The sequence below is a fragment of the Klebsiella oxytoca genome (genome assembly GCF_009707385.1).
GTDB lineage: Bacteria > Pseudomonadota > Gammaproteobacteria > Enterobacterales > Enterobacteriaceae > Klebsiella > Klebsiella oxytoca_C.
The window spans coordinates 3,875,084-3,889,783 of record NZ_CP046115.1 but is presented as its reverse complement, the minus strand read 5'-3'; the positions used below and the strand labels follow the sequence as shown (position 1 = coordinate 3,889,783).

At 52.4% G+C, this 14,700-nt stretch carries 12 protein-coding genes and 6 tRNA genes; 11 read left to right on the top strand and 7 right to left on the bottom strand.

What is annotated here, in order from left to right:
- Window positions 1–156 precede the first annotated feature (156 nt).
- The 3 genes from zipA (at window position 157) to GJ746_RS18050 (ending at window position 3,495) form a co-directional block, all read left to right on the top strand.
- Entirely contained in the window at window positions 157–1,185 is a 1,029-nt protein-coding gene (zipA, locus tag GJ746_RS18060) for a cell division protein ZipA (RefSeq protein ID WP_195908752.1), read from the top strand.
- 74 nt (window positions 1,186–1,259) lie between these two features.
- Window positions 1,260–3,284, top strand: coding sequence for an NAD-dependent DNA ligase LigA (gene ligA / locus GJ746_RS18055; protein ID WP_154681433.1), 2,025 nt, complete (start codon window positions 1,260–1,262; stop codon window positions 3,282–3,284).
- Complete coding sequence (locus GJ746_RS18050; protein ID WP_154681432.1) at window positions 3,277–3,495, top strand: DUF3820 family protein; 219 nt, start codon at window positions 3,277–3,279, stop codon at window positions 3,493–3,495. The genes ligA and GJ746_RS18050 overlap by 8 nt, the downstream gene beginning before the upstream one ends.
- On the opposite strand, the gene GJ746_RS18045 is transcribed toward GJ746_RS18050, so the two are convergent.
- Window positions 3,492–4,490 carry a bile acid:sodium symporter family protein gene (locus GJ746_RS18045; RefSeq protein WP_154681431.1) on the bottom strand — a complete coding sequence of 333 codons (999 nt, stop codon included), beginning with the start codon at window positions 4,488–4,490 and terminating at the stop codon, window positions 3,492–3,494. The genes GJ746_RS18050 and GJ746_RS18045 overlap by 4 nt on opposite strands.
- Window positions 4,491–4,579: 89 nt before the next feature.
- On the opposite strand from GJ746_RS18045, the gene GJ746_RS18040 reads away from it, so the two are divergent.
- The 4 genes from GJ746_RS18040 (at window position 4,580) to GJ746_RS18025 (ending at window position 8,756) form a co-directional block, all read left to right on the top strand.
- On the top strand, window positions 4,580–5,506 hold the full coding sequence (locus GJ746_RS18040; protein ID WP_154681430.1) for a LysR family transcriptional regulator: 927 nt from the start codon (window positions 4,580–4,582) through the stop codon (window positions 5,504–5,506).
- A 119-nt stretch (window positions 5,507–5,625) separates the two neighbouring features.
- Window positions 5,626–6,459, top strand: a complete 834-nt coding sequence (gene xapA / locus GJ746_RS18035; protein ID WP_154681429.1) for a xanthosine phosphorylase — start codon at window positions 5,626–5,628, stop codon at window positions 6,457–6,459.
- A gap of 58 nt (window positions 6,460–6,517) precedes the next feature.
- A complete protein-coding gene (locus GJ746_RS18030; protein WP_154681428.1) occupies window positions 6,518–7,774 on the top strand; it encodes a nucleoside permease in 1,257 nt (418 codons plus the stop codon).
- A gap of 97 nt (window positions 7,775–7,871) precedes the next feature.
- On the top strand, window positions 7,872–8,756 hold the full coding sequence (locus GJ746_RS18025) for a LysR family transcriptional regulator (RefSeq protein ID WP_154681427.1): 885 nt from the start codon (window positions 7,872–7,874) through the stop codon (window positions 8,754–8,756).
- A gap of 246 nt (window positions 8,757–9,002) precedes the next feature.
- Here the strand turns inward: GJ746_RS18025 and GJ746_RS18020 are convergent.
- The 4 genes from GJ746_RS18020 to GJ746_RS18005 all read right to left on the bottom strand — a co-directional run bounded on the left by GJ746_RS18020 (window position 9,003) and on the right by GJ746_RS18005 (window position 9,401).
- Window positions 9,003–9,078: transfer RNA gene (locus GJ746_RS18020), tRNA-Lys, on the bottom strand.
- Window positions 9,079–9,082: 4 nt separating this feature from the next.
- Window positions 9,083–9,158 (bottom strand) — tRNA-Val (locus GJ746_RS18015).
- A gap of 47 nt (window positions 9,159–9,205) precedes the next feature.
- Window positions 9,206–9,281: transfer RNA gene (locus tag GJ746_RS18010), tRNA-Val, on the bottom strand.
- Between the two features lie 44 nt (window positions 9,282–9,325).
- A tRNA-Val gene (locus GJ746_RS18005) sits at window positions 9,326–9,401 on the bottom strand.
- Window positions 9,402–9,660: 259 nt separating this feature from the next.
- Here GJ746_RS18005 and gltX point away from each other — a divergent pair.
- A complete protein-coding gene (gltX, locus tag GJ746_RS18000; protein WP_154681426.1) occupies window positions 9,661–11,079 on the top strand; it encodes a glutamate--tRNA ligase in 1,419 nt (472 codons plus the stop codon).
- Between the two features lie 57 nt (window positions 11,080–11,136).
- Here the strand turns inward: gltX and GJ746_RS17995 are convergent, their stop codons facing one another.
- Both GJ746_RS17995 and GJ746_RS17990 read right to left on the bottom strand, forming a co-directional pair.
- A complete protein-coding gene (locus GJ746_RS17995; RefSeq protein WP_154681425.1) occupies window positions 11,137–11,532 on the bottom strand; it encodes a YfeC-like transcriptional regulator in 396 nt (131 codons plus the stop codon).
- Window positions 11,533–11,536: 4 nt separating this feature from the next.
- The gene (locus GJ746_RS17990; RefSeq protein ID WP_154681424.1) at window positions 11,537–11,890 is read right to left on the bottom strand and encodes a YfeC-like transcriptional regulator; all 354 of its coding nucleotides are present in this window, start codon (window positions 11,888–11,890) and stop codon (window positions 11,537–11,539) included.
- A 219-nt stretch (window positions 11,891–12,109) separates the two neighbouring features.
- On the opposite strand from GJ746_RS17990, the gene GJ746_RS17985 reads away from it, so the two are divergent.
- The 3 genes from GJ746_RS17985 to GJ746_RS17975 all read left to right on the top strand — a co-directional run bounded on the left by GJ746_RS17985 (window position 12,110) and on the right by GJ746_RS17975 (window position 14,685).
- A tRNA-Ala gene (locus tag GJ746_RS17985) sits at window positions 12,110–12,185 on the top strand.
- A 40-nt stretch (window positions 12,186–12,225) separates the two neighbouring features.
- A tRNA-Ala gene (locus GJ746_RS17980) sits at window positions 12,226–12,301 on the top strand.
- A gap of 203 nt (window positions 12,302–12,504) precedes the next feature.
- Entirely contained in the window at window positions 12,505–14,685 is a 2,181-nt protein-coding gene (locus GJ746_RS17975) for an EAL domain-containing protein (RefSeq protein ID WP_154681423.1), read from the top strand.
- Window positions 14,686–14,700: the final 15 nt, after the last annotated feature.

Here is a 14,700-nt window from a genome sequence, read left to right as displayed (position 1 = left end):
GTTAAGAAATGTTCGAAAAAACAGCAAAAAGCACGATTTAGTTCATCTTTATGTAGTGAAAGCCCCAGACGCACTTGCACTTGATGTAATCGACAAATACTCTTAGTGAGTAAATGTTTGCCGTGGTGGCAAGGTGTTAGAACAACAGAGAATATAATGATGCAGGATTTGCGTCTGATATTAATCATTGTTGGCGCGATCGCCATAATCGCTTTACTGGTGCATGGTTTCTGGACCAGCCGTAAAGAACGTTCCTCGATGTTTCGCGATCGCCCACTGAAACGTATGAAGTCTCGCGACGATCAAGAGTCGGAAGGCGATGACTTTGATGACGATGTTGAAGGCGTTGGTGAAGTCCGGGTTCATCGGACTAATCATGCGCCGGCTGGCGTTCATGGGGAGCATGAAGCACCTCGTCAGCCGCAGCACCAGTATCAGCCTCCTTATGAGCGTCAGGCTCAGCAGCCGCCTGTGCGTCCGGAGGAGCCTGTCCGTGCCCCGCAGGCGCCGCAGCAACAGCCTGTTCATGCCCAGGCACCGGTTCAACAACCGCATCACGCCGTGCCGCCTCAGCAGCCGGTGATGCAGCCGCAGCCAGTACAGCCTCAGCAGCCCGCGCAGCCTCAACAGCCGTTGCAGCCGCAGCAACCCGTTCAGCATGCGCAGCAGCCGGTTCAGCAACCGGCCGCCGCTCCTGCGCCTCAGCCGGCGCCTGAACCTCAGGCCCCTGAGCCTCAGCAGGCAGCACCGCAGCCTAAAGAGCGTAAGGAGACGGTCATTGTGATGAACGTCGCCGCGCATCATGGTTCGCAGCTTAATGGCGAGCTGTTAATCAATAGTATTCAGCAGGCGGGCTTTAAATTCGGCGATATGAACATCTTCCATCGCCACCTCAGCCCGGACGGCAGCGGTCAGGTGCTCTTTAGTCTGGCCAATATGGTCAAGCCTGGCACCTTCAATCCGGACAGCATGGCGGATATGATGACGCCCGGGGTGACAATCTTTATGCAGGTTCCGTCCTTTGGCGATGAACTGCAAAACTTTAAGCTGATGCTGCAATCGGCACAGTACATCGCTGATGAAGTCGGCGGCGTAGTGCTGGACGACCAGCGTCGTATGATGACGCCGCAAAAACTGCGTGAATACCAGGACCGCATTCGTGAAGTGAAAGAGGCTAACGCCTGATTCATCTTCTTGCGTTTCATCGACTTATCCTGAACCCCCGCCCGTCGGGGGTTTTTTATCATTGATGGTGTGATATGGAATCGAACGAACAAAAACTGACTGAACTGCGAACCACGCTTCGCCATCATGAATACCTGTACCACGTTATGGATACGCCGGAAATCCCTGATGCTGAATACGATCGGCTAATGCGTGAACTACGTGAACTGGAAGCTCAGCATCCTGAACTCATCACGCCGGACTCTCCCACCCAGCGGGTTGGCGCAGCGCCGCTGGCTGCGTTCAGCCAGGTGCGCCATGAAGTCCCTATGCTGTCGTTGGATAACGCCTTCGATGAAGAAAGCTTCCTCGCGTTTAATAAGCGCGTTCAGGATCGCCTGAAAAATACCGATGACCTGACCTACTGTTGCGAGCTCAAGCTGGATGGCCTGGCGGTCAGTATCCTGTATGAAAACGGCTTACTGGTCCAGGCGGCGACCCGCGGCGATGGGACGACCGGCGAAGATATAACTTCCAATGTGCGTACCATCCGCGCCATCCCTCTGAAATTACGCGGTGACAATATTCCTCAGCGGCTTGAGGTTCGTGGCGAAGTTTTCCTGCCGCAGGCCGGTTTCGAAAAAATTAATGAAGAGGCGCGAAGGACCGGTGGGAAAGTCTTTGCTAACCCACGTAATGCGGCTGCCGGTTCGTTACGTCAGCTCGATCCGCGGATTACCGCGAAGCGTCCGCTGACTTTCTTTTGTTATGGCGTGGGCGTGCTGGAAGGCGGTGAGCTGCCACGGAGTCACTCGGCGCGTCTGGAGCAGTTTAAGGCCTGGGGGCTGCCGGTCAGCGCCCGTGTAAAACTCTGCCATACGCCAGAGGAAGTGCTTACTTACTATCATAAGGTGGAAGAGGATCGTCCGACTCTGGGGTTTGATATCGACGGCGTGGTGATCAAAGTCGATTCTCTGGAGCTGCAGGAACAGCTGGGATTTGTGGCCCGCGCGCCGCGATGGGCGGTGGCGTTCAAGTTTCCAGCTCAGGAACAGATGACCTTCGTACGCGATGTTGAGTTTCAGGTTGGGCGTACCGGCGCCATCACGCCGGTTGCGCGTCTGGAGCCGGTACACGTCGCCGGAGTACTGGTCAGCAACGCGACCCTCCACAATGCCGATGAAATCGAGCGCCTGGGACTGCGAATCGGTGACAAGGTAGTCATTCGTCGTGCCGGGGATGTTATTCCCCAGGTCGTGAATGTCGTGCTTTCGGAACGTCCGGAGGAGACCCGCGAAATAGTCTTCCCTACGCATTGCCCGGTATGTCATTCCGACGTGGAGCGCGTAGAGGGCGAAGTGGTTACTCGCTGCACCGGTGGTCTTATCTGCGGCGCGCAGCGTAAGGAAGCACTCAAGCACTTTGTCTCTCGCCGCGCCCTGGACGTTGAAGGGATGGGCGATAAAATCATCGATCAGCTTGTTGAGAAAGAGTACGTACATACGCCAGCCGATCTCTTCCAGCTAACGCCGGGTAAACTCACCGGGCTGGATCGCATGGGGCCGAAATCAGCGCAGAACGTGGTGGATGCCCTCGAAAAGTCAAAAGAGACAACTTTTGCCCGCTTCCTTTATGCGCTGGGGATCCGTGAAGTCGGCGAGGCGACGGCGGCAGGTTTAGCCGCCCATTTTGGCACCATTGAAGCACTGGAACAGGCATCGCTTGAAGAGCTGCAAAAAGTGCCTGACGTCGGGATAGTGGTCGCCACGCACGTACGTAATTTCTTTGCTGAAGAGAGCAACCGTGAAGTGATTGCTCAGCTGCGTAAAGAAGGCGTTCGCTGGCCTGCGCCGGTGGTGGTCAATGCTGAAGATATTGATAGCCCATTTGCCGGGAAAACGGTCGTTCTGACCGGCAGTCTGAGTCAGCTCTCGCGCGATGATGCGAAAGCGCGGCTGGTCGCGCTGGGTGCTAAGGTTGCGGGCAGCGTGTCGAAGAAAACCGACCTCGTTATCGCCGGGGAAGCTGCCGGCTCTAAGCTTGCGAAAGCCCAGGCGCTGGGGATTGCGGTGATTGATGAAGAGGAAATGCTGCGTCTGCTCGGAGAGTCGCGTGGATAAAGAGCAGCTTATTGAAATTGCCAATACGGAAATGCCGTTTGGCAAATATAAAGGGCGTCGCTTAATTGATGTGCCGGAAGAGTATTTGCTGTGGTTCGCCCGTAAGGAGCAATTTCCCGCCGGGCACCTTGGTGAACTGATGGCATTAACCCTGTTGATTAAAACAGAGGGACTGACCAGTCTGGTGCAGCCCCTTAAGCGTCCGCGTTAAGCCTCGGAGGCGCGGTTTTTTTCCTGCGCCTGTAGCGCTTCCGCCTGGCGCTTGTAGCGCCGAGCCAGAACCGCGCACACCATAAGCTGAATCTGGTGGAAGATCATCAGAGGCAGCACCATGATCCCCAGTATTGAGGTCGGAAAGAGAATATTGGCCATCGGAATTCCGTTTGCCAGGCTCTTTTTCGACCCGCAGAAGACTATCGTAATTTCATCCGCTTTATTGAACCCGCATTTACGTGCAACAAAGACGTTGATGGCAATCACAATCGCCAGCAGCACGATGCTGACAATAACGATAAACAGCAGCGATCCAATGCCGACTTTGTGCCAGATGCCGTTCACGACCGCCTCGCTGAACGCCGAGTAGACCACCAGCAGGATGGAGGTCTGGTCGGTTTTCGAGATCCATTTTTTATGTTTGGCCACCCAGTTACCAATCCATGGGCGAGAAAGATGACCCAGCACAAACGGCAGGAGCAGCTGCAGCATAATTTTGCCGACCTGCTCCAGACTCCCGCCCGCGCCGTGCAGATTCATCAGCAGGCCGACAAGCAATGGCGAAATAAAGATCCCCAGCAGGCTTGAGGCCGAAGCCGAACAGACGGCAGCCGCGACGTTGCCGCCCGCCAGCGAAGTAAACGCGATAGCGGACTGGACGGTGGCGGGCAGAATGCAAAGGTAAATAAACCCGGTATACAGCGCCGGATCAACGTTAATAGGCGCCCACCAGGCGAACAGCACGCCAAGAACGGGAAAGACGATAAAGGTGCTGCACATTACCCAAAGATGCAAACGCCAGTGGCTTCCCCCGGCAACGATCGCCTCACGAGAAAGCTTTGCGCCGTGCATAAAGAACAGCAGCGCGATGGCGGCGGTGGTTAAATGTTCAAAGAAGGGGACAAATCCGCCGCGGGCAGGGAAAAAAGAAGCCAACAGGACGACGGTGACTAACGTCAGAGTGAATGGATCAAGAATGCGGAAAAATTTCATAAACGCTCCTGAAAATCGATGTCGCTATTGTGCTTTCTTTAGTTTGAGAAATAAAATCGATTTATTGCATCTATTCATGAATAAAAGAGATGAATTACACGCTGCGTCAGTTGAAGGTGTTTGTGACAGTTGCTCGCGTCAAAAGCTTTAGCCGGGCAGGGGAGAGTATTGGCCTTAGCCAGTCGGCGGTAAGCCATAGCGTAAAAGAACTTGAGCATCAAATCGGCGTACGTTTGCTGGACCGGACAACGCGTGAAGTGGTGCTCACGGAAGCCGGGCAGCAGCTGGCGGTCCGACTTGAACGCCTGCTCGATGAATTAAACAGCACTCTGCGTGAGGCCGGGCGCGTCGGGCAGCAGCTTATGGGAACCGTCCGGGTGGCGGCCAGCCAGACCATTTCGGCTCATCTGATCCCCCAGTGCATTGCCTCCGCGAATCAGCTTTATCCGGAGATCGATTTTGTTCTCCACGATCGGCCCCAGCAGTGGGTTCTGGAGAGTATTCGCCAGGGAGAGGTTGATTTTGGCATTGTTATCGATCCAGGAGCCGCAACCGATTTAGAGTGCGAAACCGTACTGGCAGAGCCGTTCTTATTGCTTTGCCGCTACGATCATCCCTTTGCTGAACAGGATTCGGTGAGCTGGCTGGCGCTACAGCACCAGCGGCTGGTGCTTCAGGATTATGCCTCTGGTAGCCGTCCGCTTATTGATGCGGCGCTTTCGGGATTCTCAGTTGCTGCGAATATTGTGCAGGAGATAGGTCATCCGGCAACATTGTTCCCAATGGTTGAGTCGGGGATAGGTATCAGCATATTACCCGCGCTGGCGCTCCCTCTCCCGCAGGGTAGCCATTTGCAGGTGAAGCGACTCACGCCGGTGGTGCAACGTCAGTTGATGCTGGTGCGGCGTAAAAATCGCTCACTTTCCACTGCCGCTGAGGCGCTGTGGGAGGTGGTGCGGCATCAGGCCAGCCAGTTGACCTCTCTGCGTGAGAACGACCCTTTGTATCAGATATGAAATCAATAGCTTTTTTATATTAAACGTCCGAGAAAACTGTATTGGTAATCGATTGCGTAGCATCGTTATATCGACATTGTACCCAATCAATTATCGATTCTTCAGTTTAAGGACAGCTTATGAGCGACACTCTTTTCTCCCGGAACCCGTGGTATAGCGCCGATATTATTCGCGGCTACAAACCTGATTTCACGCCGCGCGTGGCGTTTATTCTTGGTTCTGGTCTTGGAGCGCTGGCAGAACAAATTGAAGATGCGGTGGCTATTTCTTATGAAAAGCTACCTGGCTTCCCGGTTAGCACCGTGCACGGTCATGCGGGTGAACTGGTGCTTGGTCATCTGGCTGGCGTCCCCGTCGCCTGTATGAAAGGGCGGGGCCATTTCTACGAAGGACGGGGCATGACGGTAATGACCGATGCCATCCGGACGCTAAAGCTGCTGGGTTGCGAACTGCTGTTTTGCACTAACGCGGCTGGTTCGTTGCGCCCGGAGGTCGGGCCGGGTAGCCTGGTGGCGCTTAACGATCATATTAACACCATGCCGGGTACGCCAATGGTGGGCCTGAATGATGAACGTTTCGGCGAGCGCTTCTTTTCGCTGGCGAACGCCTACGATGCGGATCTCCGCGCCGTTCTGCACAGCGTCGCGGCAGAAGAGGGTTTTCCGCTCACTGAAGGAGTCTTTGTTTCCTATCCCGGGCCGAATTTTGAAACGGCGGCAGAGATTCGCATGATGCAGATTATCGGCGGCGATGTGGTGGGGATGTCGGTGGTGCCAGAAGTGATCGCCGCGCGTCACTGTGGGATGAAAGTGGTTGCGGTCTCTGCAATCACTAACCTGGCCGAAGGACTGGGCGATGTGAAATTATCCCATGCGCAAACTCTGGCGGTGGCCAAACTCTCGCAGCAGAACTTTATCAACCTGATCTGCGGCTTTTTACGCAAACTGGCCTGAAAATAATAAATATTGACCCCGTACGCGGGGTCTTACTTTAATGGCAAGGAACGGAAAAATGGGTATCGCCTCTCGCTTAAAGCTCATGTCGTTTTTGCAATATTTTATCTGGGGAAGCTGGCTGGTAACCCTGGGTTCTTACATGATAAACACGTTGCATTTTACCGGTGCAAACGTCGGTATGATTTATAGCTCTAAAGGGTTGGCGGCAATTATCATGCCCGGCATTATGGGAATTATTGCCGATAAATGGTTACGCGCGGAACGAGCCTATATGCTCTGCCACCTGGTCTGTGCCGGAGTGCTGCTTTATGCAACCACCGTTACCGACCCGGATACAATGTTTTGGGTAATGCTGATTAACGCGATGGCCTATATGCCGACTATCTCGTTGTCTAACAGTGTTGCCTATTCCTGTCTGGCGCAGTCTGGCCAGGATCCGGCGACGGCATTCCCGCCTGTTCGCGTGTTCGGTACTATCGGTTTTATTGTCGCCATGTGGACGGTGAGCCTGATGGGGCTGGAGTTAAGCAGCGCCCAGCTGTATATCGCATCTGCCGCATCATTGTTACTGGCGATGTACGCGTTCACGCTACCGAAAATTCCCGTGGCTGAGAAGAAAGCCAGCACCACCCTTGTCAGTAAACTGGGGCTGGATGCATTCGTACTGTTTAAAAATCCGCGGATGGCCATTTTCTTTTTCTTCGCAATGATGCTGGGAGCGGTGCTGCAAATTACAAACGTCTTCGGGAATCCATTCCTGCATGATTTTGCCCGCAACCCGGAGTTTGCCGACAGCTTTGTCGTGAAGTATCCCTCTATTCTGCTTTCGGTTTCGCAGATGGCGGAAGTCGCTTTTATTCTTACCATTCCGTTCTTTCTTAAACGTTTTGGCATCAAAACGGTAATGCTGATGAGTATGCTGGCGTGGACGCTACGCTTTGGTTTTTTCGCCTTTGGCGACCCGTCTCCGTTCGGTTTTATTCTGTTGCTGATGTCGATGATCGTGTACGGCTGCGCATTCGACTTCTTTAATATTTCAGGTTCGGTTTTCGTGGAGCAAGAGGTCAGCTCGAATATTCGCGCCAGCGCGCAGGGACTGTTCATGACGATGGTTAACGGCGTTGGGGCATGGGTTGGCTCGATCCTGAGCGGAATGGCCGTTGATTACTTCTCGGTAGACGGGGTGAAAGACTGGCAGACTATCTGGCTGGTATTTGCGGCCTATTCATTCATTCTGGCGATTATTTTTGCCCTGTTCTTCAGATATAAGCACGAACCCGAGAAGCTAATGCAGAAAGAGCTAGCACATTAATGCTTTTCAGCGGCGGGATTCATTCCCGCCGTTTCATTTAGTGTGATGCAATGTGGTAACTTTGCGCATTATCCTTCGCCTATGGAGCGCATCGCACATGGAACGCACGCATCGTATCGATCTGAAGTTATTGCGCTATTTTCTGGCCGTCGCAGAAGAGCTGCATTTTGGTCGTGCGGCTGCCCGTCTGAATATGTCGCAACCTCCTCTGAGCATCCATATTAAAGATCTGGAACAGCAGCTCGGTACGCTGTTGTTTATTCGCCATTCCCGCAGCGTAGCGTTGACCCATGCAGGAAAAATTCTGATGGAGGAGTCCCGCCGCCTTCTTTCCAGTGCGAATCAGGCTCTGGCGCGTGTGGAACAGATTGGCCGAGGGGAGGCAGGGCGGGTAGAACTGGGCGTGATAGGTACGGCAATGTGGGGAAAAATGCGCCCGGTAATGCGCCGCTTTTTGAAAGAAAACCCTAATGTTGAGGTGCTCTTCCGGGAAAATATGCCTGCGATGCAAATGGCGATGCTGGAACGACGAGAACTGGATGCCGGAATCTGGAGGATGGCCACGGCTCCTTCGCCAGGCTTTACCAGTCTGCGCTTGCATGAGTCCTCTTTTCTGGTGGCTATGCCGGAAGAACATCCTCTTACTCTGCGTCAAGCGATCCCGCTTGAGGCGCTGCGTAACGAATATTTTGTCACCATGCCCTCAATCCATACCGACTGGACGTTTTTACAACGCGTTTGTCAGAGCGCCGGATTTTCGCCGATGATTGTCCGCGAAGTGATGGAGCCGCAAACCGTACTGGCAATGGTGAGCATGGGGATTGGTATCACGCTTATCGCGGACAGCTACGCGCAGATGACGTGGCCTGGGGTTGCATTTCGACCGCTGGAGGAACGCATACCCGCTGATTTGTATATCGTATACGATCAGCAGCAGGCGACGCCTGCGCTGACAAAGCTGGTGGAAGCGCTGACGGGGTGATTGTTGGCTCAGGATTGGATATCGCAGATAGCAAAAAAGCGCCACAAGCGCCATTTTTACAATAGTGGGTCGTGCAGGATGACTCGCTTCGCTCGCCCTTCGGGCCGTCGCCGCAGGCGGCTCCGTTGTCTCTCTTCGCGTTATGCAAAATTGTTCCCGACAATTTTGTCGACTCGAACCTGCCGCAGGTTCGAATCTTATATATCGCAGATAGCAAAAAAGCGCCTTTAGGGCGCTTTTTTGCATTGGTGGGTCGTGCAGGATTCGAACCTGCGACCAATTGATTAAAAGTCAACTGCTCTACCAACTGAGCTAACGACCCGAAGTGGTGGGTGATGACGGGATCGAACCGCCGACCCCCTCCTTGTAAGGGAGGTGCTCTCCCAGCTGAGCTAATCACCCACTTCGGTACTTCAATTTTAATGCAAGAAATCCAGCTGGCGAGAAAGTGGTGGGTGATGACGGGATCGAACCGCCGACCCCCTCCTTGTAAGGGAGGTGCTCTCCCAGCTGAGCTAATCACCCACTTCTCAATTTCTTGCTACACGGCGGAGACTACGCGAAGTAGTTGGTGGGTGATGACGGGATCGAACCGCCGACCCCCTCCTTGTAAGGGAGGTGCTCTCCCAGCTGAGCTAATCACCCCCGCTGTGTGGAGTCGCATTATAGGGAGAGTTGAAAATGAGTCAACGCCTTTTCTAAATAATTTGTTTGTTCGTCGTAAAATTAAACAAAACGATCGCAATGTCATCTATGACGCATGATTTATAAACAAAAAGGGCAAAGCGTGAGGTTGAAACGGGAACAACATTGAGGAATCAGCCTGTGGTGTTAGAATATTCCCCCATAAAATCTAACGAACACTGCCGCGTGTCGGCATCTTTATCAAACGTAAGGCCAATTCATGAAAATCAAAACTCGCTTCGCGCCCAGCCCGACAGGCTATCTGCACGTTGGCGGTGCGCGTACTGCTCTCTATTCCTGGCTTTTTGCACGTAATCACGGCGGTGAGTTTGTGCTGCGTATTGAAGACACCGATCTTGAGCGCTCCACGCCGGAGGCCATTGAAGCCATTATGGATGGTATGAACTGGCTGAGCCTGGAGTGGGATGAGGGTCCATACTTCCAGACCAAGCGTTTTGATCGCTATAACGCCGTCATTGATGAAATGCTGGAAGCGGGCACGGCCTATAAGTGCTACTGCTCCAAAGAGCGTCTGGAAGCCCTGCGTGAAGAGCAGATGGCAAAAGGTGAAAAGCCGCGCTACGACGGCCGCTGCCGCCATGGTCATGAACATCATGCTGACGATGAACCTTGCGTTGTACGTTTTGCCAACCCGGAGAACGGTTCGGTGGTTTTTGATGACCAGATCCGTGGCCCGATTGAATTCAGCAACCAGGAGCTGGACGACCTGATTATTCGTCGTACCGATGGTTCCCCAACCTACAATTTCTGCGTTGTGGTTGATGACTGGGATATGGAAATCACCCACGTCATCCGTGGCGAAGACCATATCAACAATACTCCCCGTCAGATTAACATCCTGAAAGCGCTGAATGCGCCGGTGCCGGTATACGCCCACGTCTCCATGATTAACGGCGACGACGGTAAGAAACTCTCTAAGCGTCACGGCGCGGTCAGCGTTATGCAGTATCGCGATGATGGCTACCTGCCGGAAGCGCTGCTGAACTATCTGGTTCGTTTAGGGTGGTCAAGCGGCGACCAGGAGATTTTCTCTCGTGAAGAGATGATCAAGCTGTTCAGCCTGGGGGCGGTGAGCAAATCTGCGAGCGCGTTCAACACTGAAAAACTGCAGTGGCTGAACCATCACTATATCAACTCGCTGGCGCCGGAATATGTGGCAACGCATTTACAGTGGCACATTGAGCAGGAAAATATCGACACCCGTAACGGCCCGCAGCTGGCTGAACTGGTAAAACTGCTGGGAGAACGTTGCAAAACGCTGAAAGAGATGGCGGCGAGCTGCCGTTATTTCTATGAAGATTTTGCCGAGTTTGATGCCGACGCGGCGAAAAAACATCTGCGTCCGGTTGCCCGTCAGCCGCTGGAGGTGGTGCGCGATAAACTAGCCGCCATTAGTGACTGGACGGCTGAAAATGTTCACCACGCGATTCAGGCTACGGCCGATGAGCTGGAAGTAGGCATGGGCAAAGTGGGGATGCCGCTGCGCGTGGCGGTGACCGGTGCAGGCCAGTCTCCGGCGCTTGACGTGACGGTACATGCGATCGGTAAATCACGCAGCGTAGAACGTATCAATAAAGCGCTGGCCTATATTGCTGAGCGGGAAAACCAGCAATCCTGATTTTGATAACGGCAATAACAAAACGGCGGGGTTAGCTATCCTCGCCGTTTTTTTTGCCTATTTATCGGTATCCGTAATGCTGAGCCGGGAGAGAAATCCGCTGATCCCCTCGCGAGCAAGAAGATCGCGCAGGCGCAGCTGTTCGGCCGGAGTCATCAGGCGCAGAGTCTCGACAATCTGGCGCCAGATTGCATCAGCATCGTTCACCAGATATTTGACCGGCTGTTCGGCAAGCTGGTTGTCGATCGACAGATGGCGCAGCGCGGGGATATTTGCCAGGAAATCGATAACCGGCCTGTCAATAACAATAAGGCGCGCGCGCCCACCTTTGACGCCGGGTATCGCTTCCGTCCGCCATTTTTGCTCTCTGGCCCAGCGGTTTATCGTTTGTCGGGCGAGATCAAGGCACTCAGCGAGTTCCGCTGGAGTCATTTTGTCTTTAAGTTTCATCATTATTTCACTGGTCGCGGATACCCAGTCGATTGAGTAGCCCGGTAATCCCTTCACGTAGCAGCAGCGACATAAACAGCTTTTGCTCTCCCGGCGTCATCTCTTTACACAGCGTGAGTAGCAGCGATTCTAAATCGCTATCTGTTGCGGAATAGGGGACTGGGTTTTCGGCCACGCGCTGTGCGCTGCGGATAAATTCGCGAACCTGCTCATTAACATGTACCAGGCGTGCTTTACCGCCCTGAACTCCGGGCCGCGGAGATGTCTGCCATCCCTCCTTACGTACCCATTTGTTAATCGTCTGTCGGCTGAAGCCAGTTAAATGCGCTATTTCTTCAGGTGTCATTCGTTCCTTGAGCATACTATTTCCTGAGTAAATATGTGGGAATTAGTTGCACATGTTATAGCATCCTTTTAGAGGAAAGGGTGACATGTTTAGCTTCTGGCTGCGATAAGGCTCGCAATGTCAGCCGTTTGCCTGCTTTTTCAGCGATCAAATAGCGGGGATTAATTTTGCCGTTGACACCTGGCGAAGGAATTCATATTATGCCGCCCGTCAACACGACACGCTTTACGTTACGGGGCTATAGCTCAGCTGGGAGAGCGCTTGCATGGCATGCAAGAGGTCAGCGGTTCGATCCCGCTTAGCTCCACCAAAACCTGCTCCCACAGGTTTGGTTCGTAAAGAGGTCCTGTGGGGCTATAGCTCAGCTGGGAGAGCGCTTGCATGGCATGCAAGAGGTCAGCGGTTCGATCCCGCTTAGCTCCACCAAAATATCGAACCCTCGCTGCGGCGGGGGTTTTTCATTTCTTAACTATAAAAATGTAAAGCTGTTTCTGAATAAGTCAGCAAATCTCTGTTTAAAGTAATTTCAGATTTTTTCACAATGTAAAATCTTGCTTGCGCTTATTAAGCGAATTAATATTTATGCCCCCTAAAAATATTTATTGCAGCAGGAGTTTTAATTAACAATAATGATTGATCATTTTAACATTAAGATCAAAAAAACTCTGCTGGCTCTCCTGGTCTGCTTTATCGCAATTCCGCTCTCCAGATTTATTTCTCCACAAACCATCATTGATGGAAATCAAATTTATCTGGCATGGCTGCCGTTGAGCTTAATGTATTCCGTGCTGTTTATTTTCGGTCGCTATGCGGTTATCCCGTTGATTATTGCATTTGCGATCACCAACAGCTGGATAATCGATCTGACCGTAGCTCAGGCAATGATTCTGCTATTTTGCCAGCTGTTCTCGGTTTTCATTTCCTGCGCCATTCTTTACTTTCAGCTTGGAAGACGCTGGCGCGTAGGGCTGACGGCAAAGCATATGGGCGTAAGGATCTTTTGGGCGGGATTCTTTGCTCCGATCCTGTTGAAAGTCACTATGTATCTGGCGGGGCGCTTTTTTTCGTTTCCGCTCGCGATTTCCAGCTATTTCGGCAATATGTCGGTTATCTACACCGTTATTGATATACAAAGCCTGATTAGCGCAGCATTAATTTTTACAACTTTCTTTTATTATCCGTTGCGGATGATTATCAGTCCGCGATATGCGAGAACGTTCTGGCGTAATCATTGCCAGCCGTGGCTGGTTCGCACGCAGCGGGTATTTACGGTGTATTGGTTTGTCGCCCTGACGGCTGTATTACTTGTGCTGTGTACACCTTATGATTCTGATTTTATTGCAGGTTATTTAGTCCCTCTTATTTTTATTTTGTATTTTATTGGTATTAGCCGTCTTGGGCATACGTTGATTCGCATTGCATGGTCTGTTTCAGCATTTTTGCTGGTCGCCTATAACCAGAATTTTTTACACGGTGTACAAACTGAATATTCGCTCTCATTTGTTCTTTCTGTATTGATCTCTTTTACTATCTGTTTGTTCTATATGGCAGATATTTATGCTCGTAGTGAAAGAATGAAGCTCAGATGGCGAGAGCAGGCGGAAGAAGATCCGCTTACGGGATTGCCGAATTTGCGCGCGCTGGAGAGCCACTTGCAGTGTCACCCTACTGTCGCCATCAGCAGCCTGCGCATTCAGAATCTGGATTTCCTTAGTCGTCACTACGGTATGATGATGAGAGTGGAGAGCAAAAAGCAGATCGTTCGTAAGCTGCAGCCTCTGTTAGCTCAGGGAGAGCGCATTTTTCAGCTGCCCGGTAGCGAGCTATTGCTGGTTCTCAATGGTCCGGAACCGGAAGCGCGCCTAAGCCATATTGTTTCGACGCTGAACCATAAAAAGTTCAGCTGGAATAACCAGGGATTGGATCTGGAGTTTGGCGCATCATGGGGCGCTTACAGCGGTATAGAGTCTGAGCTTCACCCGATGCTTGGCCAGCTTAGCTGGCTGTCTGAGCAAGCGGGCGCATCGCGCCGGGTACTCCCGCTGGATGCCGCTCAAGAGCAGATTTCCGATCAAACAAGCGAACAGGTACGGCTGCTGGCGCAAATTAAGCAAGCGCTCAATGAACGCGGGCTGGTGCTGTACGCCCAGCCTATTCAGGATGCCTCAGGGGAGGGCTACTACGAAATTCTTAGCCGTATGCGCTGCGGTGACACCATCATTACGCCCGATCGATTTATTCCGCTGATTGCGCAGTTTAATCTGAGCCAGCGCTTTGATATGCAGATTCTGGAAACCCTATTTAGTAGCCTTAGCCATCATCCTGGTAAGCATTTCTCCGTGAATCTGCTGCCCTACACGCTGATGCAAAAGGATAGCGCAGCACAGATTATCTCACTGTTTAAGCGCTATAACCTGGCGGCGGAGGCGATAACTATTGAAGTCACCGAAGAGCAGGCGTTTTCCGATGTTGAAACCAGTTTGCATAATATTCAGCAGTTAAGAGACTTCGGCTGCGCTATCGCCATTGATGACTTTGGTACCGGCTATGCCAACTACGAGCGCCTGAAAAGCCTGCAGGCCGATATTGTAAAAATTGACGGCTGCTTTGTGCGCGATATCGAGACCGATCCGCTGGATGCCATTATGGTTAAATCCATTATTGAGATGGCGAAGGTTAAGAAGATGAAAGTCGTGGCGGAATATGTTGAAACGCCCGAGCAGCGGGAAAAGCTTCTCCAGCTTGGAGTTGACTACTTGCAGGGGTATCTGATTGGTAAGCCGCAGCCGCTGAGCGAACTGCAGGCGTAAAAAAGCCGGGGCTTG